We start from the raw sequence: 25,770 nt of genomic DNA, 5'->3' as shown, positions 1-25,770 counted from the left end.
CTACAGCGACGCCTCCTGGATCGCGCCGGAGTCGATTGCGCGGGCGATCAAGCCATCGTCCTGCGCCTTGCGAATGGCGTGAGCGATCAGCTGGTCGGGCTCCTCGAGCTCAGCCTTGAGCGTGCCGATGAGCCCGGAGGCGTCGAGGATCACCAGCGTCTTCGCGGTATCCGCATAGCTGATGAACACGCGCCGCGTGCCGTCTTCCGCAAGACTCGCGCAGAACTGCCCGGTCTTGCCTGCCACGTTGAAGTCGAAGTTCTGTATCAAGGCCTGCTCCCTCTACACCCGGTTGCCCGGTGGTTGCAATTCGACACTCGCCTCGCCACGCGAAGGCGTCAGCCTCGCAGGCCGCCGCTGCGCGGCGCGCGCAGACCATCAATGGAAGCACGTCCCGCGCCCGTCACGGTCAGCAGCAGGAAACCGCCCGCGATCGCCACGTTCTTCCAGAAATGAATCACCGCCTCCTGTTGCGCCGCGGCCTGGGTCATGTTCCAGAAGTCATGGCCGAGTATCGCCGTGACGATAGCGTACACGGCAAGCAAGAACGCAACCGCACGCGTGCGCACGCCCAGCACGATCGCAATGCCGCCGAGCAGTTCGACGGCGGTCGCCACGATCGCTCCATACGTGGCATACGGCACGCCCTTCGAGTGCAGGTAGCCGACGAACCCCGCGTATCCCAGCAGCTTCATGGCACCGCCCCAGAGAAACAGAATGGCGAGCGCGATGCGAGCGATGAAGATGATGAAGGAATCGGCGGGACGGGTCATGGAGGGCTCCGGTATGCAATATCGGAATGACCGCGGGGCGCACGCTCAGTTCCCTCGACGTGAGGCGGCAGTGGCAGACGAGGCGGCACGCGGAACGGCGCGCCATGCGCCGGAGCGCAACGAACTAATTCGGGAATTGATTCGGAATGCTATGGAATTTGGCTGACCTGCCTTGTCGCGATCCGTTCGCGACGCACTCGCGCAATTGCGCAAACCGACGCGGTGCTGGCACGCTCAATGCTTGTGATGCATGCCGTGCGGCCGATGCGCGTCGAGCCAGCGAGTCAGGCGCGCCTCGAGCGTGCCTCTGCTGCGGCGCGACACGGCCCACATGGCCGCACACACCAGCAACATGACGCCTGGTCCGAGCAGATAAGCAGCAACGGTTTCCCTCATGGCAGTCTCCTCTGCGCGACGCCACAGTCCGTGAGAATTTTTATTCTAGGCGATAGCACGGCACACGGTAAACGTCGTCCACGAATGCAGCAGGAGCGTAAACCCGAGGTTTTCATATATCCGTTGCCGGCCGCTTCTTTACCTCAGACGTAATCGCCTTGCTCACGCGTTTCGCTAGAATCGCCAGCATGAACACGCTCGCTTCCCTCCTCCCCGCCGCGCCGTCCGGCGCCGGGCGCCCCAGCGTCGGCGAGATGCTGCGCGACTGGCGCATGCGCCGGCGCATGAGCCAGTTGCTGCTCGCAACCGAAGCCGAGATTTCGACGCGCCATCTGAGCTTCGTCGAATCGGGCCGCGCGCTGCCGAGCCGCGAGATGGTCATGCATCTGGCGGAGCAGCTCGATGTGCCGCTGCGCGAGCGCAACGCGCTGCTCGTGGCGGCGGGCTATGCGCCGCTCTATCGCGAGCGCGCGCTCGACGACCCGCAGCTCGCCGCCGCGCGCGAGGCGGTCGATCTCGTGCTGCGCGGTCACGAGCCCTATCCCGCCGTGGCCGTGGACCGTCACTGGAATATCGTCGCGACGAATGGCGCGCTCGCGCCGCTCATCGGCGACGCTTCGCCTGCGCTGCTCGCCGCGCCCATCAATGCGCTGCGGCTTTCTCTGCATCCCGAGGGCATGGCGCCGCGCATCGTCAACTGGCATGCGTGGCGCGCGCATCTGCTCACGCGCCTGCAACGTCAGATCGACGCGAGCGCCGACCCCGCGCTCGCCGCGCTGCATGAGGAACTCGCAGCGTATCCCACGCCGCCGGGCGTAGCGAACGCGAGCGCCGAGCCGATCATGCATCACATTGCCGTGCCGCTGCGCGTGCGCACGGTGCTTGGCGAGCTGGCGTTCTACAGCACGACCACTGTGTTCGGCACACCGGTCGACATCACGCTTTCCGAACTGGCCATCGAAGCGTTCTTTCCCGCCGATCCGCACACCGCTCAGGCATTGCGCAATCACGCGCCTTGACGCGCGGAAGGCGGCCGCGCCGGGTGCGCCGGACAATATGTCGGGCACGTGAAACGAGCGGGAATAATCATTCCAGATTCATGCGCACGCAACGATCGCACAATTCGGAGCGCAGCAAAGTATCAGGACGATGCAAATCTCAATCAATTACAAAAGAATCGCGCGTCTTTTTGCACCTGATTTACGAGTCATTTCCAGATCGATGATGCAATCGCGAGAAAACCACGCTCTGCTCAAGCGAGCGATTCACCCATGAATTCATGGGGATTTCCTTCGTTGACAGACCGTCACGTGGTGGGGCCTGTCGTGACCGGCATCGTAGGGCTGGCAGGCGGCCTGGGCGGCTTTCTGCTGCCGATTCTGTTCGGCATCCTGCTCGACTGGCTCAAGATCCGTTCGAGCTGCTTCATGCTGCTCTACGGCATCGTGTGGGTCTCGCTGATCCTGCTTTACATCTCCGAAGTCAAGCGCACGCCGATTCTAGGCGAACCCAGCGCCTGAGCGGCGCAGCGCTGCCCTGCAGTTCGGGCGTCGTGGCGGCGGCTCAGGCCGCCGCTTTCGCGGGCTCCGGGTCCGCCGCGGTAACGACCAGCACGCTGCACGACACGCGGTCGAGCAGCAGGCGGTCGTCGCGCCCATCCCACCAGCGTTTGAGCGGTCCACGCCGGTGGTGCGCCACCACGATGAGATCGGGCTGCAGTTCCGCACAGTAGCTTGCGATCACGTCGATCGGCCGGCCCACCACGAAGTGCCCCGTCGCCACGAGTCCCTTGTCCTGCAGGCACGCCACTCCGTCACGCAGAATCTCGCGCGCCGCTTCTTCCGCGGCTTCGAACGGCACGGCGGCGGCGATGTCCGTCCCCCATTGCAGCGGCGCCTGGTCGAGCACGGCCAGCAAATGCGTTTGCGCGTGGCATTCGCGCGCAAGGTCGGCGCCCTCACGCAAAGCCCGGCGGCCTTCGCGCGTTGCGTCGTAACACAGCAGAATCCTGTTGAACGAGGCCATGATCCCTCCCCCGATGATTTCCGGCGCCGGGCGGGCGAACGCGCCATACCCGCAATGCCGCTTTTATTTATATCACGTCGCGATATAACTGGCACATCGGCAGTCGCTGTATACGGTATAGAAGGTGCGACGGTTATCGACAACGACTTTGAACTCGCCAGGCTGCCCTTCACCCGCGTATCGTCGGCGCGCGGGCCGGTCTGTTTACTGGGCGCCGCTCCCATCGAAGTAGTGCCCTGGCTGACCTGAAGCGGCAAAAAAACCCGCCCCACCCGGATTGCGTCTCGCCAGCGGCTCGCAAACGTTTCGCAAGTGCGATCTTCGCGCAATATCCAGCCTGCATATTTTCCAGAAACCAACGGTGTGCCCCACCGTCTGCACTCGTAACATCTCAGTTACACATTGCCCTGTTACAGGTCGTCAGGGTCGAAACACCTGTTACAAACTCAATAGTCATAGGTATTAATCCGCAGTGCCGTATTTTTTACCTGTCAACCCAACTCCTTTCTAAACGTTTATTCCACCGGGCGGCGTTTTTCGTCCTTCGGCGATTCGTTGCGCAGGCACCGGAGATCTGGCGAAAACCCTGATAAACCAAGGTGCTACGGCCTGTTTGAGCGCCCCGGTCAGTGTCGCGACCGCTTGTCGCCAGCCACATATCAAATTGCAGCAAAACTTACCGAAAATAATTTACAACAGTACGATTATTTTTGATCCGAGGGATTGATTTCTGAGATAAGCCCTCATACAATTCCCTCCAAGGTTGTTACGAGATGTAACAACCTGTATCAAAGAGTCAGATCGAGCCAAAGAGCGAAGATCGACCACAAGACCAGAAAAGATACAACGGCGAAAAAGGCCGGGGGGTTAAATTCGGGGCTTCGGAAACTAGAGAAATGGACCGCAGCAGCGAGACGCTGGAATCTATCCGCGAAATTAATTTGTCGTATCTGATGCTCGCACAGCGCATGCTGCGCGAGGACAAGCCAGTCGGCATGTTCCGACTGGGACTGTCGTCGGAACTGGCCGATCTGCTTGGCGCTCTGTCGCTCGCGCAGATCGTCAGGTTGGCCTCTTCCGACCAACTTCTCTGTTTTTTCCGCTTCGACGATCATGCGATGTTGTCCGCGCTCACGCAGACTTCGAAGCATGCCGACGTGGCGGCTACCCATGCGGCCATCCTGCTTGCAGGACAGCCGGCTGGTCAATTCGCCTGAGGGTGACGTCCATGACTACGCGGCGCAGCCTCACCGAAGACGCTCAGGAAGTATTCCGCGCGATCGCACTGATCGAACTGGGCGCACGCATGCAGGTGCTCGAAAGCGAACTCACGCTCTCGCGCGACCGCATGATCCGCCTGTATCGCGAGATCCGTGGCGTATCGCCGCCCAAAGGTATGCTGCCGTTCTCGGCGGACTGGTACATGACGTGGCTGGCCAACATCCACGCCTCGCTGTTCTATAACACGTACCTGTTCCTCAAGAACGAAGCGCGTTGCTCGCATCTCGACGCGCTCACCAAGGGGTTCCGGCTGTATCTGGAACATTGCCGCCACAGCGGGGCCGAGCCGGCGCTCGACCTCACGCGTGCGTGGACCCTGGTGCGATTTTTCGATGCCGATATTCTGCAGTTGACGCCTTGCTGCCGTTGCGGCGGCAAGTTCGTCGCGCATCGCCACGACCTTCAGCACAACGTCGTGTGCGGCGCATGCCAGCCTCCTTCGCGAGCCGGCAAGACGAAAAAGGCGGCTGCAGCGCGACGGGGCGCCGAGCAGACCGAGAGCGACCTTCCGGTAGTCGTAACATCGGATGGCATTGCCGAGGCTGCGTAAGCGTAGGAGAGCAGATCCGGACTAACCGGACGCGAGACCAAGACGCGAACCCGTCCGGTGCCTGAGCGCACCGGACGGCGAAGCGCTTTCTGATTGCCGCCTTGGCTTGCTGCCTGCATGGCGCGCGCCTGTTACACCTTTCCCTTCTTTAGCTTCCGCCGAACGTCTGCCAGACGAGCCACAGGTTCGCCGCCGAGATCACGACGAACAGGAACCACGCCAACAGCCGCGTGGGCAGCCGGTTCACGAACTCGCCCATCAGCGCACGATCGTTCGTCATGCGAATGAGCGGCCAGAGCGCGAACGGCAACTGCAGACTCAGCACCACCTGGCTTGCCACCAGCAGCTTGCCCACCGCGCCGTTGCCGAGCAGCGCGACGCCCGCGAAGGCGGGGATCAACGCGAGCACGCGCGTAATGAGTCGCCGCTGGTAGCACGGAATCTTCATCCGCAGGAAGCCTTCCATGATGACCTGGCCCGCCACCGTGCCCGTGAAGGTCGAGCTTTGCCCGGAGGCAAGCAGCGTGATCGCGAACAGCACCGCCGCCGCGCCCGTACCGACGATCGGCGCGAGCAGCTTGTAGGCCTGTTCGATATCGGTGACCTGGGTGTGCCCGTTGGCGTGAAAGGCCGCCGCGGCCAGAATCAGGATGGCCGCGTTGATGAGCAACGCGATCAGCAGCGAGACGATCGTGTCGAGGCGCGACAAGCCGATGGCCTGCGCGAGGCTCGCACGGTCGCGCTTGACGGCGCGCGTCTGCACGATCGACGAATGCAGGTAGAGGTTGTGCGGCATGATGGTCGCGCCGAGAATGCCGATCGCCAGATACAGCGGCTCCGCCGAGGAAATGGCGTGCCACGACGGCACCGCGCCCGCGAATACCGAGGGCCAGTGCGGCTTCACGAGCGCGAGCTGGATCACATAGCCGAGGCCTATCGTGGCGATAAGGCCGGCCATGATCGCCTCGAGCGAGCGGAAATTCTTGCCCTTCAAGCCGAGCACGATGAGCGTATCGAAGGCCGTGAGCACCACGCCCACCATCAGCGAGCAGCCCAGCAGCAGGTGAAACGCGAGCGCGCCGCCCAGCACCTCCGCAAGATCGCAGGCGATGATCGAAAGCTCGGCAAGCACCCACTGGCCGAGCACCACGGGCCTCGAATAGCGCTCGCGCGAAAGCTCCGCGAGATCGCGCTGCGTGACGATGCCAAGACGCATGGAAAGGCATTGCAGCGCGATCGCCGCGAGGCTCGAAAGCACGACCACGAACAACAGGCTGTAACCGAAGCGCGAGCCCGCCTCGATGTCGGTGGCCCAGTTGCCCGGGTCCATGTAGCCGATCGACACCAGCAGGCCCGGGCCCGCGAATTGCCAGAACTTCTTCCAGAACGGCGCGCGCGGCGAAACCTCGATGCTGCCCTGCACTTCGGACGGGCAAAACGGCGCCGTCGCCGTAGTCGGTAGTCGGAATTCCAACGCTTCGATCCTCAAGGGTTGACGCGTCGCGGCACGTGACGCGATCGGGCCCTCAAGTGTACAGCGTCGGCTGCGGCACTTCTCTCAAGAGCGTATAGCGGCCCACGTCGCGCAGGCGGTAGTCGAGCGGATCGTGCAGCGTATGCACGCGCGCATTGCGCCAGAAGCGGTCGAGCGCGAGCGCCGCCCCCGTGGCGCGTGCGCCGCACGCTTCGAAGAGCTGCTCGCCGCCCTGGAGCGCGGCGCGGTGCGCGACGATCTTCGCCTCCGAAATCGCGAGCGAGACTTCGGCGCGCGTGGTCGTGCTCAACGCCTCGCCTTCGTCCCACGCGGCGTCGAGCAGCGCAGCCGCGCGATCCGCGAGCACCGCCGCCGCGAGCGACTGCACGCGCATTTCGCCGAAGCGCTGCTGCAGGAACGGGTCGTCGGCCACGTGCTGCACGCCCGAGTTGACCCACGGGCGGCCGTTCGCGAGCACGTAGGCGCGCGCTTCCTCGAGCGCGCCTTCGGCCAGGCCCACAAAGAGATTCGTCAGCACGCCTTGCGAGACCAGCGTGCGCAACGTGGCGCGCGGCGTGTCGGGCCGCTGTAGCACTTCGGCGGCGCGCACTTCCACATTCTCGAACGATACCGTGCCGCTATCGGTCTGACGCTGGCCTATCGGGTCCCAGTCGTCGTGCACCGTGATCCCGGCGCGCGTGGTGGGAACGACCGCGAACACCGGGCTGCCCGTGGCAGGATCGTGCGCGCTCACGGTCATCATCTGCGAACCGTAGGTGCCCGAACAGAATCCCTTCCTGCCATGCAGACGCCAGCCTCCTTCCCTGTCCGGCTGCGCGACGAGCCGCGTGTCGATCGGATTCACGGCATTGCCCCACCACCAGCGATGCTCGACGGTGCCTTGCAGCCAGTTCGTGCGCTGCGCCGCGCTGCCCCATAATGCGACGCTCGCCACCTGCAGGCACTGAAAGCCGAGCAGATGCGCAAGCGCGCTGTCGACGCGAGCGAGCGCGCGGATCGTCGCGTAGATATCGCTCCAGCGCACGCCATCCCGACCGAACTGCCCGCCGAATTCGCGCGGCACGGCGAGCGTGAGCAGCCCGGCATCCGCAATGCGCTGCTTTTCGGCGGCTGCGTGGCCGCCTGCGAGATCGCGTTGCGCCGCGTTCGCGCGCAGCGCTTCGAGCAGCGCGGCGAAACGCGCGTCCTGTTCCTGCCCGCGTGGGCGCTGTGCTTCGTTCATACCCATAGTTCCCGAATGTGATGCCCGAAAAGCGAAGCGCGCAGCAAGGGGGCTGCGCGCGTCATGTCGAACAGCTCGCGCCGTTCAGGTTCGCCGCAAAAGACGCCGCACCAGCGTGTCGCCCGTGAACTGCACCGCCGCGACGATCGCGATCAGCAGCACGATCACGGTGACCATGACCGTCGTGTCGAAGCGTTGATAGCCGTAGCGTATCGCGAGATCGCCGAGACCACCCGCGCCGACGGCGCCTGCCATCGCCGAGGAGCCGATCATCGCCACCACGGTGATCGTGAAGCCGCCGAGCATGCCGGGCAGCGCCTCGGGCAACAGCACATGCCAGACGATATGGCGGCGCTGCGCGCCCATGGCCTGGGCCGCCTCGATCAAGCCGCGATCGACTTCGCGCAAGCTCACCTCGGCCACGCGCGCGAAGAACGGAATGGCCGCAATGGAAAGCGGCACCACGGCGGCCCACACGCCTATCGTCGTACCAACAAGGAAGCGCGTGAGCGGCAGCAACGCGACGAGCAGGATGATGAAAGGCGTGGAGCGGAACGCATTGACGAGCGCGCCCAGCGTGGTGTTGAGCGCGGGCCGCTCCAGGATGCCGCCGCGCGCGGTAGTGACGAGCAGCAGCGCGATGGGAATACCGATCAGGAGTGCGAATATCGCCGATACGCCGACCATCAGCAACGTGTCGCGAATGCCTTCGAGGAGTTCGGTGATCCACACGTCAGACATAGCCCAGCACCTCCACGCGGCTCGCATGACCACGCGCGCGCTCGGCGAGCGAAGCGGCCTCGGCGGCGTTTAGCACCGGCGCGGAAACGACCAGCCGCCCTTGTGCGCGCCCCTGGATCCGCTCGATACCGCCATGCACGAACCGCACGCCCTGCGCGCCGAACGCCTGCGCGAGCGTGGCGAGGTCCGGCTCTTGCGCCGTTTCGCCGGTGAAGCGCACGTCGAACAGCGCGTGCGCGCCCGCTTGCGGCGTACCCTGAATACGCGCCGCCAGGTCGTCAGGCAACTCGTGGCCGGGCGTGTGCAGAAGCGCGCGCGTCGCCTCGTGCCGGGGATCGCCGAACACGCGCCACACGGGCCCCTGCTCCACCACCTCGCCGCGCTCGATCACCGCGACCGTGTCGCAAACGTCGCGGATCACCTCCATCTCGTGCGTAATGAGCACGATGGTGACGCCGAGCCGCCGGTTGATATCGCGCAGCAGCGCGAGTATGGCGCGCGTAGTTTCCGGGTCGAGCGCCGACGTCGCCTCGTCGCAGAGCAGGATATCGGGCTCGTGCACGAGCGCGCGTGCAATGCCCACGCGCTGCTTCTGGCCACCGGAAAGGCGCGCGGGCCACGCGTCGCGACGTTCGCTCAAGCCGACGAGATCGAGCAGCACGTTCACGCGCGCCTCGATGTCGGCCTTCGGCACACCCGCGATTTTCAGCGGCAGTGCGATGTTGTCGTGCACGGTCTTGGCGGAAAGCAGATTGAAGTGCTGGAACACCATGCCGATGCGCCGCCGCAGCGCCACCAGGGCGCGTTCGTCGAGCGCGCCCACGTTCACGCCGTTCACCCGCACGCCGCCGCTCGTGGGCTTTTCGAGTCCGTTTACGAGCCGCAGCAGCGTGGACTTGCCCGCGCCGCTGCGCCCGATGATGCCGAACACTTCGCCGCGCGCCACCTGCAAGTCGACGCCCGCAAGCGCCGCCGGCGCGCCTGGCGCGTAAGTCTTGCCGACGTTTTCGAACACCACTGCGGGCTGCGATGCATTGGCATTGCCCTGCGCCTCGCCCGCCGCCGGCCCCGCCTCGATAAAGCGCGCCGTCCCGAACCATTTCATCATCGCTGCTCCTCGTGCGTGAATTGCGCGTTACCAGGCGACCGCGTAGAGGTTGCCGAAGGCCTTGTCGAGTTCCTTGCGCACGGCCGGCGAATGCTGGTAGATGTCGATGAACTTGCGGATGCGCGGATCGTTCACGCTCTCGGGCCGCACCACGAACTGGATCGCAAACGCCTTGTTTTCCACGCCGTCGAAGAGCAGCGCGCTGTTCGGATCGGTGGTGCCCGCGAGCTTGATGAAGCTCGGGTAGCCTTGCGCGAGATCGACGTCATCGAGCGAGCGCGCCAGTTGCGACGCTTCGAGCTGCACGATCTTGAGGTGTTTGGGATTGGCAACGATGTCGAGCGTCGTGGCGCGATAGTCGACGCCAGGCTTGAGCTTGATGAGGCCCGCGCGCTGCAGCAGCAGGAGGCCGCGGCCGCCGTTCACGGGATCGTTCGCGATGGCGACCGTCGCGCCATCCTTCAGGTCTCCGAAGCGTTTCACCTTCTTCGAATACAGGCCGATCTTCATGATGGTGCCCGGCGCGATGGCGACGAACCTGTAGCCGCCCTGCTGTTCGGCGTTTTCCAGAAACGGCTTGTGCTGAAAGTAGTTGGCGTCGATATCCTTGTTCGCGAGCGCGGCGTTGGGCGTATTCCAGTCGGTGAATTCGACGATCTTCACGTCCACCCCCTGCGCCTTCGCCTCGCGCGCCGCCTCCTGGAGCGCGGGCGTTTGCGGCGTGGTGGCAATGCCGATCTTGAGCGTCGCGGTGTCGGCGTGCGCATCGAGCGCCGCCGCCGCGAGCGACACGGCGATTGCCGTCAGCAGACCGAAGCGCTGAAAAAAGGAAGGGCGCCCCACGGCGCGCACGGCACGGATCATCGCGTTCCCCGGATGGAAGTTGGACTTCGTTCAGTGAGGAGCGACGCGATGAGGGCCCATCGCGTTGGCTCCAGATGGGTCCAGACGATGATAGGGGCGCGGCGCGGCCGGGTCTACGAAGCGATTGAGCAAAGGAAATCGCCACCTGCGATATGCACAGGCGGCGAGCGTTGCGGCTTTTTACGCGGGGTTAGACCCGCGCTTGAACGCGCGGTCTAGCGCGCCGCGAGCGGCGCCGGCGGTGGCGGCGTAGCGTCGCCGGGCTTCGCGTTGCCCCAGCCGCCGCCCAGCGCGCGGATCAGGTTGACGGTCGCCACCGCCTGCGAGCCCTGCAGATGGCTGGCCTGCAGTTGCGACACGAGTACCGTCCGTTCGCTATCGATCACGTTCAGATAGCTGACCTCGCCTTCCTCATACTGCGTGCGCGAAAGCTGCGCCGACTGCTGCGAAGCGCCCACCGCGTCGTTCTGCTCGCGGATCTGGTCGTCGAGCAGGCGCAGGTCGGAGAGATTGTCCTCGACCTCGCGGAACGCCACGAGCACCTGCTGACGGTATTGCGCAACATCTTCTTCATACTTCGCGCGCGACTGGGCGAGATTCGCCTTGCGCCGGCCACCATCGAACAGCGGCAGCGTGAGCGCCGTACCCGCGAGCGGCCCAAGCAGGAACGCACGGCTCGACCACATGAACAGGTCGCCGAGCGTGGCCGACTCGAAGCCCGCAGCACCCGTAATATTGAGTTGCGGGAAGAACGCCGACTTCGCGAGGCCCACGCGTGCGTTCGCGGCCGCCATCGCGCGCTCGGCGGCGGCCACGTCGGGGCGACGCTCCAGCAGCGTGGAGGGCAAACCCGGCGGCACCTGGACGACGACCGGCGCGAGCGGCGTTTCGGGGAACGTGAAGTCCGCGGGCGCCTTGCCGAGCAGGATCGCGAGGCTGTGCTCCGAAGCCGCGCGCTGACGCGCGACGCCCACCGCGTCGGCACGCGCGCTCGCGAGTTCGTTGCGCGCCTGGGCTACGTCCAGTGCGCTGATGTCGCCTTCCTTGAAGCGGCGCTCGACGAGCTTGAGTGCGTCTTCGCGCAGCGCCACCGTGCGGCGGTACAGATCGACGTCGGAGTCGAACTGGCGCAGCTGGAAGTAGTTCTGCGCGACATCGGCCTGCAAGGCGAGCTGCACCGAGAGGAACAGCGCTTCGCTTTGCTGGGCGTCCGCCTGCGCCGCGTGAACGTTCGAGCTCACCCGGCCGAACAAGTCGACTTCATAGCTTGCCGTAGCCTGTGCGCGCCACAGCGTTTGAGCGGGCACGTTGTAATTTTGCGGGAAATACAGCGAAGCCGGCGAGGCACGCTGATAGGTCGGGCCGAAGCCCGCATCGATCGACGGGAACCACGAGGCGCGCGCGGCCTGCGTCACGGCGCGCGCCTGCTGCACGCGCGCGGCGGCCGCCTTGAGGTCCTGGTTCGCTTCGAGCGCCTGCTGCTCGAGCTTGTCGAGCGTCGCGTCACCGAACACCGTCCACCATTCGCCGCGATGTGTGTCGTCAGCGGGCTGCGCGGGCGTCCACGTGCCCACGTCGTGCGGATTCGTGCTCTGCGTTTGCTGCGGCGCTTCCTTGTAGGCCGTGGGAACGGCTGCGTCGGGCACCTTGTAGGTCGGCTCGACCGAGCATGCCGCGAGCCAGGCAAAGAGCGCGACGCTCGCCGCGATTCGGGTGATACGCGCGAGATGCCCGCCTCCCGGTGCGGCATTCGCGCTAGAGCGCAAGATGGATTCGTTAGTCATGTTGATCATTTTCCCTTGTCGCCTTACGCGTCAACCATCGACTGCGGCTTGCGCGCATTGTCCTTCTGCGCGACGTGAATCTTGCCGCCCGCGAGCGTGCGCAGCACCACATAGAACACCGGCGTCAGCAACAAGCCGAATGCGGTCACACCGAGCATGCCGAAAAACACGGCCACGCCCATCGCATGACGCATTTCCGAACCCGCGCCGCTGGAGAGCACGAGCGGCACCACACCCATGATGAACGCGATGGACGTCATCAGGATCGGACGCAGACGCAGGCGGCTCGCCTCGATGGCAGCGGTAAGCGGCGTGTGTCCGTCATGCTCCAGCTCGCGCGCGAACTCGACGATCAGGATCGCGTTCTTCGAAGCGAGCCCCACCAGCACCATCAGGCCGATCTGCGTGAAGATGTTGTTGTCGCCCTGCGTGAGCCACACGCCCGTCAGCGCACACAGCACGCTCATCGGCACGATCAGGATCACGGCGAGCGGCAGCGTCAGGCTCTCGTAGAGCGCCGCCAGCACGAGGAACACGAGCAGCACGCTGATCGGGAACACCCAGATGCCCGCATTGCCCGCCAGCACCTGCTGGTACGTGAGGTCGGTCCACTCGAACTTCACGCCGCGCGGCAGCACTTCAGCCGCGATGCGTTCCGCCGCCGCCTGCGCCTGGCCCGACGAATAACCGGGCGCCGGGCCGCCGTTGATGTCGGCAGCGGTGTAGCCGTTGTAGCGCACCACCATCTCGGGGCCATACGTTGGCGTGACCGTGACGAGCGACGAGAGCGGCACCATTTCGCCCGCGGCGTTGCGCGTCTTCAACTGCAGGATGTCGTCGGCCCGCTGGCGGAACGGCGCATCGGCCTGCACGCGCACCTGATACACGCGTCCGAAGCGGTTGAAGTCGTTCACGTAGAGCGAACCCAGATAGATCTGCATCGTGTCGAACACATCGGTGACCGGCACGCCGAGCTGCTTCGCCTTCGTGCGGTCGAGATCGACGTTCAGCTGCGGCACGTTGATCTGATAGTTCGTGAACGTCGGGCCCAGCTCCCGCGTTTGCGCCGCGCGCTTGACGAAGTCCTGGGTCGCGCGGTTGAGCGCCTCATAGCCGAGCGCACCATGATCCTCCAACTGCATCTTGAAGCCGCCCAGCGTACCGAGGCCGAGCACCGGCGGCGGCGGGAACACGGCGATGAACGAATCCTTGATGCCGGCGTACTGCTGGTTCAGCGCCCCCGCAATCGCACCGGCCGAAAGCGCCTTGCCCTTGCGCTCCTTGAACGGCTTGAGGGTGACGAACACGATGCCCGCGCTCGAACTATTGGTGAAGCCGTTCACCGAAAGGCCCGGGAACGCCACGGCGCTTTCCACGCCGGGCTGTTTGAGCGCGATGGCGCTCATGTCGCGAATCACGTTCTCGGTGCGATCGAGCGCGGCGCCATTGGGCAGCTGTGCGAACGCAATCAGATACTCCTTGTCCTGCGCGGGCACGAAGCCGCCGGGCACGACACGCGCCATCAGCACCGTTGCGGCGATCAGCACCACGTAGACCGCAAGCATCGCGCCCTTGTGGCGGAGCACGCCGTTCACGCCGCGCCCATAGCTTTCCGAGCCGCGCTGGAACACGCGGTTGAAGCGACGGAAGAAGCCGCCCAGCACGAGGTTCATCCCACGCGTGAGCCAGTCTTCCTTCTCGCCGTGACCGCGCAGCAGCAGCGCCGAAAGCGCGGGCGAAAGCGTGAGCGAGTTGAACGCCGAGATCACCGTGGAAATCGCGATGGTCATCGCGAACTGCTTGTAGAACTGGCCCGTGAGACCGCTCATGAACGCGAGCGGAACGAACACGGCCACGAGCGTGAGCGCAATGGCGATGATCGGCCCGCTCACTTCCTGCATGGCCTTGTAGGTTGCATCGCGCGCGGATAGCCCGCTGGCGATATTGCGCTCCACGTTTTCGACCACCACGATCGCGTCGTCCACCACGATGCCGATCGCGAGCACCATCCCGAACAGCGACAGCGCGTTGATCGAGAACCCGAACGCAAGCAGCAGCGAGAACGTCCCGACGATCGACACCGGCACCGCGATCAACGGAATGATCGAGGCGCGCCACGTTTGCAGGAACACGATCACCACGATGACCACGAGTGCGATCGCTTCGAGCAGCGTATGCACCACGGCTTCGATACTGGAGCGCACGAACTGCGTGGGGTCGTAGACAATCTTGTAATCCACGCCCGCTGGCATGTCCTGCTTGAGTTCCTTCATCGCCGCGCGCACCTGGTCCGAAATCGCGAGCGAGTTTGCGCCCGGCGCCTGGTTGATCGCGAGCGCCACGGCCGGCTTGTTGTCAAGCAGCGAACGCAGCCCGTATTCCGAGGCCGCCAGCTCGATACGCGCGATATCGCGCAGATACGTCACACCGCCATCGGGATTCGTCTTGACGATGATGTTGCCGAACTCGCTTTCCGTGCGCAGACGGCCGCGCGCATTGACGTTGAGCTGGAACGGCGTGCCAGGCACGCTAGGCGACGCGCCGATCACGCCCGCCGCCACCTGCACGTTCTGCTCGCGAATCGCGTTGACCACGTCGTTCGCGGTCAGATTGCGCTGCGCCACCTTCTGCGGGTCGAGCCAGATGCGCATGGCGTAATCGCCCGAGCCCCACAGCTGCACCTCGCCCACGCCCTGGATGTTCGAGAGGCGGTCCTTCACGTTGAGCAGCGCGTAATTGCGCAGGTACGTCATGTCGTACCGGTTGTCGGGCGAGATCAGGTGCACCACCATCGTGAGCGTAGGCGAGCTCTTGATGGTCGTGATGCCGAGGCGCTGCACGTCTTCCGGCAGGCGCGGCAGCGCCTGGTTCACGCGGTTCTGCACGAGCTGCGTGGCCTTGTCCGGGTCGGTGCCGAGACGAAACGTGACCGTGAGCGTGAGATTGCCGTCGCTATTGGCTTGCGACTGCATGTACAGCATGTTCTCGACGCCGTTGATCTGCTCTTCGAGTGGCGCAGCGACGGCTTCGGCGATCACCTTCGGGTTCGCACCCGGATACTGCGCGTGGACCACCACCGAAGGCGGCACGACCTCGGGATACTCGGAGATCGGCAACTGGAACAGCGCGATCACGCCGGCCAGCAGGATCAGCACGGACAGCACGCCCGCGAAGATCGGCCGGTCGATGAAGAATTTCGATATGTTCATGGGTTGCTCTTGTTCATGACGCTCAAATTGACGCGAATCTTTCTGCTTAGTCGTCCTGACGGAAGCACGGGCGCAGGCTGCGATTGCCCACGCCCGTCGCTCGTCAGGACGTTTTCGCTGCCTTGGCGCCGGGGTTCGCTGCCGTGCTGGTCGAATCGGCGTCGGGGTCGCCGTTCATCGGCACCATGTGCGAGCGCACGGCTTCACCGGGGCGCACGCGCTGCGTGCCGTTCACGACCACGTGGTCGCCCGCCTTCAGGCCACCCAGAATCACGCGCAGGTTGCCCTGCTGGCCGCCCGTTTGCACCGTGCGGTAGGCGATCTTGCCGCTGTTGTCCACGACGTAAACAAACTTTTTGTCCTGGTCGGTGCCGATGGCGGCGTCGTCCACGAGCAGCGCCGGGTGCGGGGCGCTGCCGCTCACCTTGATGCGTGCGTAAAGCCCCGGCACCAGCGCGCCGTCGGCGTTGTCGAAGCGCGCACGCACGCGGATCGTGCCCGACGTGGTGTCGAGACGGTTGTCCACCGACTCGATCGTGCCCGTGCGCGAATAGCCCGATTCGTTCGCGAGACCCAGTTCCACCGGCACCTTCGAGCCATTCTTCATGTGGCTGATGTAGTCGAGATAGGTCTGCTCGTCGGCGTCGAATTCGGCGTAGATGGGCGAAACGGAGACGAGCGTCGTGAGCGGCGCGGCGCTCGCCCCGGCGGATACGACGTTGCCCACCGTGATCTCGGCGCGCGACACACGCCCGGCAACCGGCGCGACGATGCGCGTATAGCCCAGGTTGATCTGCGCGGCTTCGAGCGCGGCCTGCGCGGCCTTGAGGTTCGCGTTCGCTTCGCGCGAGGCGTTCTGCTTCTCGTCGTAATCGCGCTTGGCGATGGCGTTGTCGCCAATCAGGCGCTGCGCGCGCTCCCAGTCGCTTTGCGCGTAGCCCGTGCGCGCCTGGGCAGCGGCAAGCTGCGCGGCGGCTTGATCGACGGCCGCCTGGTACGGGCGCGGGTCGATCACGAACAGGGTCTCGCCCTGCTTCACAAGCGCGCCGTCACGGAAGTTCACGGAGACGATCGTGCCGGAAACCTGCGGACGTATCTCCACTTTCTCGACAGCGGCCATGCGGCCCGAGTAGGTCTGCCAGTCGGTGATCGTGCGGTTGAGCACGGGCGCGACGTCGACCTCGGGTGCGGGCGGCGCTTCAGCGGCAACGGCAGGGTGCGAGTCGAGGCGGATGGCACCGAGGGTGCCGAGGCCCGCGACCACCAGCACGCCAATGACCGCTAGTGCGATACGGGTTCGGGATTGCGAAAAAAGTGACATGTCGGACTCCAGAAATAATGGTTGATTGTTCTTCACTGGTTCGGCAGCACCGCCGCAAGGGTGCTTCGTCTATGACGCCCCCGCGTCGAAGCAACATTGGAAAAACCGTACGGCTTCGCTGAGCGCGGCCGGATGCGCCGCGAGATTCGCGTGCGAGACGCTCGGGTAGCGCACCACCTGGGTGCGCACGCCCGCGTCGATCAGGCGGCTCGCGTACTTCTCCGCTTCGATGTGCAGCACGTCGTTCTGTGCGGTCACGATGAGCGTGGGCGGCAAGCCGCCAAGACGCAGCGATTCGAGCGGCGCGGCGTACGGATGCATACGCTGCGTCGAGTTGGGCAGATACGCGCGATAACACGCCGCGCATTCGCTTGCGGTGATATCCGAGCCAAGGCGCGCCTCGTCGCCAAGACGCGTGAGGCTCGGGTCGAGCATCGGCGCAAACAGGGCCTGCGCCGCGAGTTTCACGTCGCCGCGATCGCGGCCCATGAAGGCGAGCACGTTGGCGATCTGGCCGCCCGCGTCGTGGCCCGCCGCGATCACGCGCTTCGGGTTGCCGCCGAACGCGCGGGCCCGCGTGAGCGCCCACAGCGCCGCGCGATGCGCATCTTCGGGGGCGGCGGGAAACGGGTGCTTCGGCGCGAGCGAATACCCCACGCTCACCACGAGCGCTGGTAAGCGTTCTGCGAGAAACCGCCCCACCGCATCCGCTTCGTCGATCGACCCGCGCACGAAGCCGCCGCCGTGGAAATACAGCAACACCGGCAGGCCATTCGCGGCTTCGGGGCGGTACAGGCGCAGCGGAATCTGCTGGGCGTAGCCTTCGATCACGACGTCGGTCGTGAGCAGCGCGCGCGCCTTGCCAGGCTTGGCGGACGCGGTAACGGGCGGCGCCGCGGGCACTTCGGCCAGCGGCGCTTCCTCCGCGGAGGTCCAAGACGTTGGGCGTTTAAAGACATCCATGTCAAATCGGCGCAATGCGCGAGAGTAGATTCGAATGACGGGAATTGTGGGTTCGGCAGACTTGCAAATAAATGCCTATAATCCGGCAACACAATTCGGCGCACCTGAACAATCTGTCTCCTCTTTCTGCGCGGGCGTATCTTTCGAATGCCGCGCGCCGTGCGACCGAAGCTTTTTGGAGAGTGGCAATGGACCGCCTTCAGGCCATGCAGGTGTTCACCCGCGTCGTCGATACCAACAGCTTCACGCGTGCTGCCGAAACGCTCGACATGCCGCGTGCTTCGGTCACGACGATCATTCAGAATCTCGAAGCGTTTCTCGGCGTGCGCCTCATGCACCGCACCACGCGCCGTCTGTCGCTCACGCCCGATGGCGCGGCGTACTACGAGCGCTGCGTGCGCATTCTCGCGGACGTCGAGGAAACGGAAACCACATTCCAGGATCGCAACCGCAAACCGCACGGCAAACTGCGCATCGACATGCCCGGCTCGATTGGGCGGCTCATCGTCATTCCGTCGCTGTGCGAATTCCACGGCCGCTATCCGGACATCGACCTGCAACTCGGGCTATCCGATCGCCCCGTGGACTTGCTGCAGGAAGGCGTGGATTGCGTGGTGCGCGTGGGGGCGCTGCAGGATTCGTCGCTGGTCGCGCGGCGCATCGGCATTTTCGAAGGCGTGTCGTGCGCGGCGCCGTCGTATCTGGAGCGCCACGGCACGCCGCAAACGCTCGAAGAGCTGGCCGAGCATCGCGCCGTGAACTACTTCTCGTCGCGCACGGGACGCGTGATGGACTGGGCGTTTCTCGTCGACGGCAAGGAAGTGGAGGTCAAGCTCAAGAGCATGGTCTCGGTCAACGACGCGGACGCTTACGTGACCTGCGGCATCGAAGGCTTCGGCCTGATTCAGGGGCCGCGTTACATGGTGCTGCCGCACCTGAAGTCGGGCGCGCTCGTCGAAGTGCTGCCCGATTACAAGCCGCTGCCCATGCCGATTTCGGCCGTCTATCCGCACAGCCGCCATCTGTCACCCAAAGTGCGCGTGTTCGTAGACTGGATCGCCGAAGTGTTCGACCGCTGCCCGCTCCTGAGCGGCCGCGCCTCGCTCGACAAGGCCTGCACGATGCGCACGCTCGAAGAGCGCGAAAACGCGCCGTCACTCGAAACGCCGGTGATTTCGGAATGGGCCGCTTAAGCTGGGCCGCGTAGGCCGGGCCGCGTAACGCCGTCGCGCTGCGCCAACCCTCGAAGCCGCGCCCGCAAAGGCTTTCGCGGGCGCGGCGCAGCGATTGTTCCGGATTTTCGACAATTGCTTTCGCGTTCCGGCCGTTTATCGCAAACGGCTGCGCAACTACATTTGCTCCTGTCGCCGCGACCCACGTGGCACCAGTACAAAAGGAGCAGATCATGAAACGCACTCTCGCAACCGCCATTGGCGCCACGCTCGTTCTCTCGCTCGCCGCCAGCGCTTCGGTCTTCGCCCAGGACAACAGCGCCCCGAAAACCCGCGCCGAAGTGAAGGCGGAAATCGCCGCCGCGTACCGCGACGGCACGCTGCCCTCGCTGAACAAGACGAGCTACCCCGAGCAAAGCCTGATCGGCCGCACGCAAGCGCAACGCATCGCGCTGCAGGAAAGCCGCGCGAACAACGCCCAGCGCGTTGCGCAGGCTGGCGAATGAGCCCGCAAGACGCATCGGCATTTCGATTTCAAGACGAAAAACGTAGGAGTCCAACATGAATCCGACCGTACCTTCCGAACTCGAGCAGTGGGACAACACCACGCCCGTGTGGACGCCGTTTCGGCATTGAAATGTGAAGCGCGCGTGAAGATGTGAAATGTGTGCAAGGGCCCGGCGGTTTATGCAACCGCCGGGCCCTTGCATTACCGGTTCACGAAATCCGGCTCGAAAAACACCCAGCGCACGAGGGGAAAGCGCGCCTGCAGATCGGCTTCGATCTCGTTGATCGCTTCGACCATGGTGCGGCTGTGGTCGTACTCGAGCATTTCGCACTGCACCGCCACCATCACCTCCTTGCCCCATTGCAGGGTAATGAGGCTGATGATGCTGCGAATCTCGGGCCGCGCGCGCAGGAACGATTCGATATCGCGCCGCATTTCCGGGCTGGCCGATTCGCCGACGATCATCGACTTCACTTCGCGCGCGATGAACCACGCGATCAGCATGAGCAGAATGCCCACGCCGATCGAGCCGCACGCATCCCATACCGGATTGCCCGTGATGACCGTCAGCAGCACGGCGGCGAACGCAATGGCGAGACCCGCCAGCGCGGCGATGTCCTCGCCCGCCACGACGAGCAGATCAGAATCGCGCGTTTCGCGCGCCCAGCGCCACAGCGATTTGGTGGGCGCGCCCTTGCGAATCTCGCGCATCGCGCCGTAAAGCGAAAACGCTTCGAGCACTACGGAAATGCCGAGCACGACGAGCGCCACATAGACGAATCGCAACGGCTCGCGCGCGATCAGCCGGTGCACGCCCTCGTAGACCGAGAATGCGCCGCCCACGAAAAACAGCAGCAGCGCCACGAGCAGCGAATAGAAGTTGATCGCGCGGCCCGTGCCCATGGGATGCAGCGGCGTGGGCGGCTCGCGCGACTGACGCAGGCCGAACAGCAAAAGCAGCTGGTTGCCGCAGTCGGCCGTGGAGTGGATCGCCTCCGCAAACATCGATCCCGAGCCCGTGAACGCCGCGGCAGCGTACTTGCAGACCGCTATGCCGAAGTTCGCAGCGAGCGCGTAGAAGATGGCTTTCGGCGATTCTCCGCTCATACGGCCCTCACGCGACGTCCACGCGTGCCGGGCCTTCGCTCAGTTCGCCGATCACGCGCGCGTCGCCAAAGCCTTCCGTGCGGAAGATCGCCAGCACGTCGTCCACGCTTGCCGGCGCGCATGCCACGAGCAGGCCGCCCGAGGTTTGCGGGTCGGTGAGCAGCGTGCGCGCGCTTTCGGGCAGGCTGGGCGCGAGCGTGACGGCGTCGCCGTACGAAGCCCAGTTGCGGCCCGAGGCGCCCGTGTACACGCCGTCGTCGACGAACTTCTGCACGCCCGGCAGCCACGGCAGTTCGGCGTAGTGCACGCGCGCGGTGAGATTCGCGCCGCGCGCAATTTCGAGCGTGTGGCCGAGCAGGCCGAAGCCCGTCACGTCGGTCATGGCGTGCACGCCCGGCAGTTCCGCCAGCGTCGCGCCCGGCTTGTTGAGCAGGGTCGCGGCGGCCACCATCGCCTTGTAGCCCGCGTCGCCGAGCATTTCCTTCTTGAGCGCGGCGGACAGCACGCCAACGCCCAGCGGCTTGCCGAGCACGAGCACGTCGCCGGCTTGCGCCGACGCGTTGCGCTTCACGCGCTCGGGATGCACGACGCCGAGCGCCGCAAGGCCGTAAATGGGCTCCACGGAGTCGATCGAATGGCCGCCCGCCACGGGAATGCCCGCGGCCGCGCACACGTCTTCGCCGCCGCGCAGCACCTGCGCGATCACGTCGTGCGGCAGCACGTTGATCGGCATGCCCACGAGCGCCAGCGCGAGGATCGGCTTGCCGCCCATGGCGTAGACGTCCGAGAGCGCGTTGGTCGCGGCGATGCGGCCGAAGTCGTACGGGTCGTCGACGATCGGCATGAAGAAGTCCGTGGTCGCGACGATGGCCTGCTCGTCGTTGAGCTTGTAGACGGCGGCGTCGTCGGCGGTCTCGGTGCCGACCAGCAGGTTCGGAAATGCGGTGGTGAGCGGCGTGCTGCGGGCGAGCAGCGCGGAAAGCACGCCCGGCGCGATCTTGCAGCCGCAGCCGCCGCCGTGCGAAAGGCTCGTGAGGCGCGGCACGGCGGCGCCAATGGCGGGTTTGTCGTTCATGTCTGGAAATCGTCCTGAAAGTGCCGGATGAGTTTTCGTATTATGGGGCAATCGCCGGACTGGCGATGCGGGCGGCGCGCACGCGCCGCAGCACCGCTCAGCCGCGGCCGGTGGCCCGGCTCGCGGCGTTCGCGGCGACGTCGCCCGCGTGGAGCGTATCGACGAGCCATTGCGGATCGTCGTGCGGCAGATCGTGCCCCGCCCACGGATGCGCCACGTGCGGCGCGCCCCAGGCCCGCGCGAGCCGCGCCGAGCAAACCGGGTTCACGAGCCGGTCGCCGCGTGACGACACCACGAGCACCGCGCAGCGCGGCACGGCGCGCGCCTTGAAGCGCGCGGCGGCGGCCAGCTGGCGCAGCGCGTTCGCGCGGCTCACGTGGGCGCTCGCGCGGATCGCGCGCCACGTTTCGAGGTCGGCCGCGAGCGTGTCGCGGCGCGCGCAGGTGAGCCCGTGGATCAGCGTCTCGGCAATGCCGTCGCTGTCGCCGCCACCCCAATGCCGCGCCACGCGCACGAGCGCGGGCCACGCCGAGGGCCGCAAGCGCTCGTCCACGCGGCTATGCGGCCGCATGCTCGTGTTCACCAGCACCAGCCGCCCGACTTCTCCGGGGTAACGCAGCGTCCACGCCGTCGCCACCATGCCGCCCAACGACATCGCCAGCACGCGATATGGCGCGCGGGCGCCGTGCCGCTGCGCCTCGGCGCGCAGCGCGTCCACGTAGTCGTCCACCGCGAGCGGCGAGCGTACGTGCGCCGCCGTGCCGTTGCCCGGCAGGTCGATGGGCAGCACGCCGTCGCGCGCCGCAAGCAGCGTGGCAAACGCGCCCCAATGGCGCGATTCGCGCGTGAGGCCGCGCAGCAGGATCCACGGTTCGCTCATGTGCCCGGCTTGCGATACCAGTGCCCGATGGCGCTTTTCAGCACCTCCTCGCGTATCACGCCCTCGGGCAGCCAGCGCGGCGAGGAATACGCGGCGCGCGTGAGGAACTCGAACAGATTCGCGTGACGCCGCAACACACGCGCGGTGCGATGCTGCAAGAGCGGATTGAACATGCCCTGGCGCGAAAAGATCTGACGCGGGTTCTTCTTGATCCACAGCCACGAGCCCAGTTCGAGTGTGAGCGGCAGGAAGATGTTGCTGTCGGGCGCGCGATCGTACGCGCAATCCCACAAGTCGCCGTGCAGCAGATATTGATGGCTCTGCGGTTCGAAGGTGTAGCCGTGGTGCGGATGCGCGCGCTCGAACATCGTCTTGAGCACGTACATTTCGGGCAGATGGCGGATGAGACGGCGCGTGCGCGCGTACGGAAACCAGATGCTGTCGGTCCAGCCGTAACCCGAATGGCAGTCGAGCGCGAAGGAAAGCGGGCGCCGCGTGAGTTCTTCGTCGACGATCTTCAGGAGCGCCTGCGCCTCGATCTCCATGGCCGCGCCGCGCCGCCCCCGATACCACGGCAGCCACGAGCCGACGCGCTGGCCGCCCGCGAGAAAAGGCACGCGCTCGTCGGCATCCTGCGGCGCGTTGCGCATGAGGTCCACGCCGTTCGGATTCGCGCGCGTCGCAAGCCACATGCCGCCGGGATTGAGGATCGGCGCGAACACGATGCGCACGGACTCGAGCTGGCGCAGGAGCAGTTCGTCCCAGGCGAGACGCCCCACCAGCGCGCGCAGGTAGTCGAGTACGAGCTGCGAGCCAATGCGCTCGAGCCCATGGATGCCCCCGAAAAAACCAATGCCGGGTGCGGCCGGATCGCGCGAGCCGATTGCCGCCACGTAGAGCGGAAACGTGCGGCCGCGCACCTCGACTTCGCCCTCGCTGCGAATGTCGAGCCAGCGTGCGCCGGCATCGAGGATCATCTTGAGGTCCTCGTATTCCTCGAAGCTGTCGGGTAGGAAGCTCAGTGCCTGCATATGGCGCCGGGTTTCGTCGCTCGTTTGGATGGGGCCGCCCAGGTGGGGCCCCAGGTGGGGCCGCCCAGGTCGGGTCGCGCAGACCGCGGCCGCCGCGTGCGGCCGCATTGTCTACAACTACCTTGCGAGTGCTGCCCCTGTCGACAATGAGTCAGCAACAAGTCAGGAAAACCAGGGACAGCACGTACGTTGCCCATCAATATAGCCGCTTCCCATGATATTGAGCGTGACAGATGTTTGGCGTCATGCCTCTGTCACATCTCTTGCGATTTTTTCCGCCGCGGGAAGGTCGCAAGACATGTAGTCGTCTAGACGTCGCGACACCTTCACTCAACCGTCACAGTCGCTTCCTAGAATGACCCCTCGACTACACAGCGACGGATTGTCATGGACGCCATACGCATCGAACGCCTCTCGAAAAGCTTCGACAGCGGCCGCAAGGCACTCGACGAAATCAACCTGCGCGTGGGCGTTGGTGAGATGGTCGCGCTGATCGGCGCATCGGGCTCGGGCAAATCGACCTTGCTACGCCATATTGCGGGCTTCACGGCTTCCGACCCGCAGCCTTCGCGCATCGAGATTCTTGGTCGTCCTATTCAGCAGGATGGCCGCATCGTGCGCGAAGTGCGCCGCATTCGCCGCGACATCGGCTTCGTGTTTCAGCAGTTCAATCTCGTGCATCGCCTCACGGTCGAAACGAATGTGCTGATCGGCGCGCTGTCGCGGCTGCCGCTCTGGCGACGTCTCACGGGCCGCTTTCCGCGCGCCGAGCGCGAACTGATGCTGGCCGCGCTCGGCGAAGTCGGCATCGCGCACAAGGCCGCCGAGCGCGCCTCGAATCTCTCGGGCGGCCAGCAGCAGCGCGCGGCGCTCGCCCGTGCGCTCGTGCAGCGCGCGCGCCTGATTCTCGCCGACGAACCCATCGCCTCGCTCGACCCCGCATCGTCGCGCCGTGTAATGGACATGATGCGCATGCTCAATCGCGATCACGGCTTGACGGTGGTCGTCTCGCTGCATCAGGTGGATATCGCCATGGAGTACTGCCCGCGCACCATCGCGCTGCGCGACGGGCGCGTGGTGTACGACGGCGCATCGTCGGCGCTCACGCCCGCCCTGTTGCAACAGCTTTATGGCAACGCCGCGCGCGAGCTGCTCGAACCCGATGCTGCACCGTCCGCGGCAACGCGCTTCGGCGCGCAGCCGCGCGCGGCCTGATCACGCAAGCCAACCCTTTTCAACCCGCTACCTTTCACCTCACCACGGACCGCCCCAATGAAACTGTTCCGCTCCATGCTCTCCTGGTGCGCCGCCGGCGCCGTCGCGTTTGCCTCGCTCGGCAGCGCGGCCGCTCACGCGGAAGACCTCAGCTTCGGCATCATCTCGACCGACTCGTCGGCAGTGCTCAAGCAACGCTGGCAACCGTTCATCGACGACCTGAACAAGCAGACCGGCCTGCACGTGAATGCGTTCTTCGCCACCGACTACTCGGGCATCATCGAAGCCATGCGCTTCAACAAGGTGCAGATCGGCTACTTCGGCAACGCTTCTGCCATGGAAGCCGTGGACCGCTCGAATGGCGAAATCTTCGCGAAGGTGCTTTACGCGAACGGCGACGCGGGTTACAAGTCGGTGCTCATCACCAACGTGAACAGCCGCGTGAAGTCGATCGACGATGTGTTCAAGAATACTAAGGATCTCACGCTCGGCTGGGGCGACCCCAATTCGACCTCGGGCACGCTGATTCCGGGCTATTACCTCTTCGCGAAGCGCGGCATTTCGGTGAACGCGACGAACTTCAAGACCGTGCTGCCGTCGAGCCACGAAGCGAACCTGCTTGCCGTAGTGAACAACAAGGTGGATATCGCCACCAACAACACCATCGAGCTTTCCACGCTCCAGCAAAAACACCCGGACCGCTTTGCCCAGGTGCGCGTGCTGTGGACCTCGCCGCTGATTCCGTCCGATCCGCTCGTGTATCGCAAGGATCTGCCTGAGGCCACCAAGCAGAAGCTGCGCGACTTCTTCTACCACTACGCCAAGACCGATCCGCGCGAGAAGAAGATCATGGCCGATATCACCGGCTATGCAGGCTTCGCGCCCGCCACCGATGAGCAGCTCCTGCCGATCCGCCAGGTTGCGCTGTTCCAGCAGAAAGAGAAGATCGCCGCCGACACGCATCTCTCCGACGACGACCGCAAGAGCCAGATCGCGGCCATCGACGCAAAGATCGGCGCGCTCGCCGCACCTGCGAAGCAGTAATGGGCG

24 protein-coding genes and 1 pseudogene are annotated in these 25,770 nt (G+C 65.2%); 8 read left to right on the top strand and 17 right to left on the bottom strand.

Features of this window, described 5'->3' with window-relative positions:
* The 3 genes from AB4Y44_RS31120 to AB4Y44_RS31110 form a co-directional block, all read right to left on the bottom strand.
* Window positions 1–270: a hypothetical protein gene (locus AB4Y44_RS31120; protein WP_342918994.1), complete on the bottom strand. Its 270-nt coding sequence runs from the start codon at window positions 268–270 to the stop codon at window positions 1–3.
* 68 nt (window positions 271–338) lie between these two features.
* Complete coding sequence (locus AB4Y44_RS31115; RefSeq protein ID WP_342918995.1) at window positions 339–773, bottom strand: DoxX family protein; 435 nt, start codon at window positions 771–773, stop codon at window positions 339–341.
* A 234-nt stretch (window positions 774–1,007) separates the two neighbouring features.
* On the bottom strand, window positions 1,008–1,169 hold the full coding sequence (locus AB4Y44_RS31110; protein WP_165979491.1) for a hypothetical protein: 162 nt from the start codon (window positions 1,167–1,169) through the stop codon (window positions 1,008–1,010).
* Between the two features lie 188 nt (window positions 1,170–1,357).
* Between AB4Y44_RS31110 and AB4Y44_RS31105 the strand changes: the two genes are divergently transcribed.
* Window positions 1,358–2,188: a helix-turn-helix domain-containing protein gene (locus tag AB4Y44_RS31105; protein WP_368701714.1), complete on the top strand. Its 831-nt coding sequence runs from the start codon at window positions 1,358–1,360 to the stop codon at window positions 2,186–2,188.
* Between the two features lie 303 nt (window positions 2,189–2,491).
* Window positions 2,492–2,689: pseudogene (locus AB4Y44_RS31100) on the top strand (MFS transporter); the annotation flags it as partial.
* Between the two features lie 43 nt (window positions 2,690–2,732).
* Here the strand turns inward: AB4Y44_RS31100 and AB4Y44_RS31095 are convergent.
* On the bottom strand, window positions 2,733–3,194 hold the full coding sequence (locus tag AB4Y44_RS31095) for a universal stress protein (protein WP_342918997.1): 462 nt from the start codon (window positions 3,192–3,194) through the stop codon (window positions 2,733–2,735).
* Window positions 3,195–4,090: 896 nt separating this feature from the next.
* Here AB4Y44_RS31095 and flhD point away from each other — a divergent pair.
* Together flhD and flhC are read left to right on the top strand one after the other, a co-directional pair.
* Window positions 4,091–4,411 (top strand): flagellar transcriptional regulator FlhD, encoded by a 321-nt coding sequence (gene flhD, locus AB4Y44_RS31090; RefSeq protein ID WP_028202636.1) that lies wholly within the window; start codon window positions 4,091–4,093, stop codon window positions 4,409–4,411.
* An 11-nt stretch (window positions 4,412–4,422) separates the two neighbouring features.
* Window positions 4,423–5,025 (top strand): flagellar transcriptional regulator FlhC, encoded by a 603-nt coding sequence (gene flhC, locus AB4Y44_RS31085; protein WP_051481243.1) that lies wholly within the window; start codon window positions 4,423–4,425, stop codon window positions 5,023–5,025.
* Window positions 5,026–5,173: 148 nt separating this feature from the next.
* Here the strand turns inward: flhC and AB4Y44_RS31080 are convergent, their stop codons facing one another.
* From AB4Y44_RS31080 to AB4Y44_RS31040, 9 genes are all read right to left on the bottom strand, one after another.
* Window positions 5,174–6,499 carry an Nramp family divalent metal transporter gene (locus AB4Y44_RS31080; protein ID WP_342918998.1) on the bottom strand — a complete coding sequence of 442 codons (1,326 nt, stop codon included), beginning with the start codon at window positions 6,497–6,499 and terminating at the stop codon, window positions 5,174–5,176.
* 52 nt (window positions 6,500–6,551) lie between these two features.
* The gene (locus tag AB4Y44_RS31075; RefSeq protein WP_342918999.1) at window positions 6,552–7,742 is read right to left on the bottom strand and encodes an acyl-CoA dehydrogenase family protein; all 1,191 of its coding nucleotides are present in this window, start codon (window positions 7,740–7,742) and stop codon (window positions 6,552–6,554) included.
* 84 nt (window positions 7,743–7,826) lie between these two features.
* The gene (locus tag AB4Y44_RS31070) at window positions 7,827–8,483 is read right to left on the bottom strand and encodes a methionine ABC transporter permease (RefSeq protein WP_368701713.1); all 657 of its coding nucleotides are present in this window, start codon (window positions 8,481–8,483) and stop codon (window positions 7,827–7,829) included.
* Entirely contained in the window at window positions 8,476–9,591 is a 1,116-nt protein-coding gene (locus AB4Y44_RS31065; RefSeq protein WP_342919001.1) for an ATP-binding cassette domain-containing protein, read from the bottom strand. The genes AB4Y44_RS31070 and AB4Y44_RS31065 overlap by 8 nt, the downstream gene beginning before the upstream one ends.
* 27 nt (window positions 9,592–9,618) lie before the next feature.
* On the bottom strand, window positions 9,619–10,455 hold the full coding sequence (locus AB4Y44_RS31060) for a MetQ/NlpA family ABC transporter substrate-binding protein (protein ID WP_342919002.1): 837 nt from the start codon (window positions 10,453–10,455) through the stop codon (window positions 9,619–9,621).
* Window positions 10,456–10,670: 215 nt separating this feature from the next.
* Window positions 10,671–12,239 (bottom strand): efflux transporter outer membrane subunit, encoded by a 1,569-nt coding sequence (locus AB4Y44_RS31055; RefSeq protein ID WP_342919003.1) that lies wholly within the window; start codon window positions 12,237–12,239, stop codon window positions 10,671–10,673.
* 23 nt (window positions 12,240–12,262) lie between these two features.
* On the bottom strand, window positions 12,263–15,448 hold the full coding sequence (locus tag AB4Y44_RS31050; protein WP_342919004.1) for an efflux RND transporter permease subunit: 3,186 nt from the start codon (window positions 15,446–15,448) through the stop codon (window positions 12,263–12,265).
* A 103-nt stretch (window positions 15,449–15,551) separates the two neighbouring features.
* Window positions 15,552–16,769: an efflux RND transporter periplasmic adaptor subunit gene (locus tag AB4Y44_RS31045; RefSeq protein ID WP_342919005.1), complete on the bottom strand. Its 1,218-nt coding sequence runs from the start codon at window positions 16,767–16,769 to the stop codon at window positions 15,552–15,554.
* 69 nt (window positions 16,770–16,838) lie between these two features.
* The gene (locus AB4Y44_RS31040; protein WP_342919006.1) at window positions 16,839–17,732 is read right to left on the bottom strand and encodes an alpha/beta hydrolase; all 894 of its coding nucleotides are present in this window, start codon (window positions 17,730–17,732) and stop codon (window positions 16,839–16,841) included.
* Between the two features lie 188 nt (window positions 17,733–17,920).
* Here AB4Y44_RS31040 and AB4Y44_RS31035 point away from each other — a divergent pair, with 188 nt between their 5' ends.
* Both AB4Y44_RS31035 and AB4Y44_RS31030 read left to right on the top strand, forming a co-directional pair.
* The gene (locus AB4Y44_RS31035) at window positions 17,921–18,925 is read left to right on the top strand and encodes a LysR family transcriptional regulator (RefSeq protein ID WP_342919007.1); all 1,005 of its coding nucleotides are present in this window, start codon (window positions 17,921–17,923) and stop codon (window positions 18,923–18,925) included.
* Window positions 18,926–19,137: 212 nt separating this feature from the next.
* Window positions 19,138–19,410, top strand: coding sequence for a DUF4148 domain-containing protein (locus AB4Y44_RS31030; protein WP_254316690.1), 273 nt, complete (start codon window positions 19,138–19,140; stop codon window positions 19,408–19,410).
* A 203-nt stretch (window positions 19,411–19,613) separates the two neighbouring features.
* Here AB4Y44_RS31030 and AB4Y44_RS31025 read toward each other — a convergent pair whose 3' ends face one another.
* From AB4Y44_RS31025 to AB4Y44_RS31010, 4 genes are all read right to left on the bottom strand, one after another.
* A complete protein-coding gene (locus AB4Y44_RS31025; protein ID WP_342919008.1) occupies window positions 19,614–20,519 on the bottom strand; it encodes a cation diffusion facilitator family transporter in 906 nt (301 codons plus the stop codon).
* 7 nt (window positions 20,520–20,526) lie between these two features.
* On the bottom strand, window positions 20,527–21,594 hold the full coding sequence (gene selD, locus AB4Y44_RS31020) for a selenide, water dikinase SelD (protein WP_368701712.1): 1,068 nt from the start codon (window positions 21,592–21,594) through the stop codon (window positions 20,527–20,529).
* A 97-nt stretch (window positions 21,595–21,691) separates the two neighbouring features.
* Complete coding sequence (locus AB4Y44_RS31015) at window positions 21,692–22,474, bottom strand: alpha/beta fold hydrolase (protein WP_368701711.1); 783 nt, start codon at window positions 22,472–22,474, stop codon at window positions 21,692–21,694.
* A complete protein-coding gene (locus AB4Y44_RS31010; protein ID WP_342919011.1) occupies window positions 22,471–23,505 on the bottom strand; it encodes a M14 family zinc carboxypeptidase in 1,035 nt (344 codons plus the stop codon). The genes AB4Y44_RS31015 and AB4Y44_RS31010 overlap by 4 nt, the downstream gene beginning before the upstream one ends.
* 387 nt (window positions 23,506–23,892) lie before the next feature.
* On the opposite strand from AB4Y44_RS31010, the gene phnC reads away from it, so the two are divergent.
* Together phnC and phnD are read left to right on the top strand one after the other, a co-directional pair.
* On the top strand, window positions 23,893–24,720 hold the full coding sequence (phnC, locus tag AB4Y44_RS31005; RefSeq protein WP_254316685.1) for a phosphonate ABC transporter ATP-binding protein: 828 nt from the start codon (window positions 23,893–23,895) through the stop codon (window positions 24,718–24,720).
* Between the two features lie 57 nt (window positions 24,721–24,777).
* Window positions 24,778–25,764, top strand: a complete 987-nt coding sequence (phnD, locus tag AB4Y44_RS31000) for a phosphonate ABC transporter substrate-binding protein (protein WP_342919012.1) — start codon at window positions 24,778–24,780, stop codon at window positions 25,762–25,764.
* The last annotated feature ends 6 nt before the right edge of the window (window positions 25,765–25,770 follow it).

The organism is Paraburkholderia sp. BR10937, from assembly GCF_040965695.1.
Classification (GTDB): domain Bacteria; phylum Pseudomonadota; class Gammaproteobacteria; order Burkholderiales; family Burkholderiaceae; genus Paraburkholderia.
This window is presented reverse-complemented; position numbering and strand designations above follow the sequence as displayed.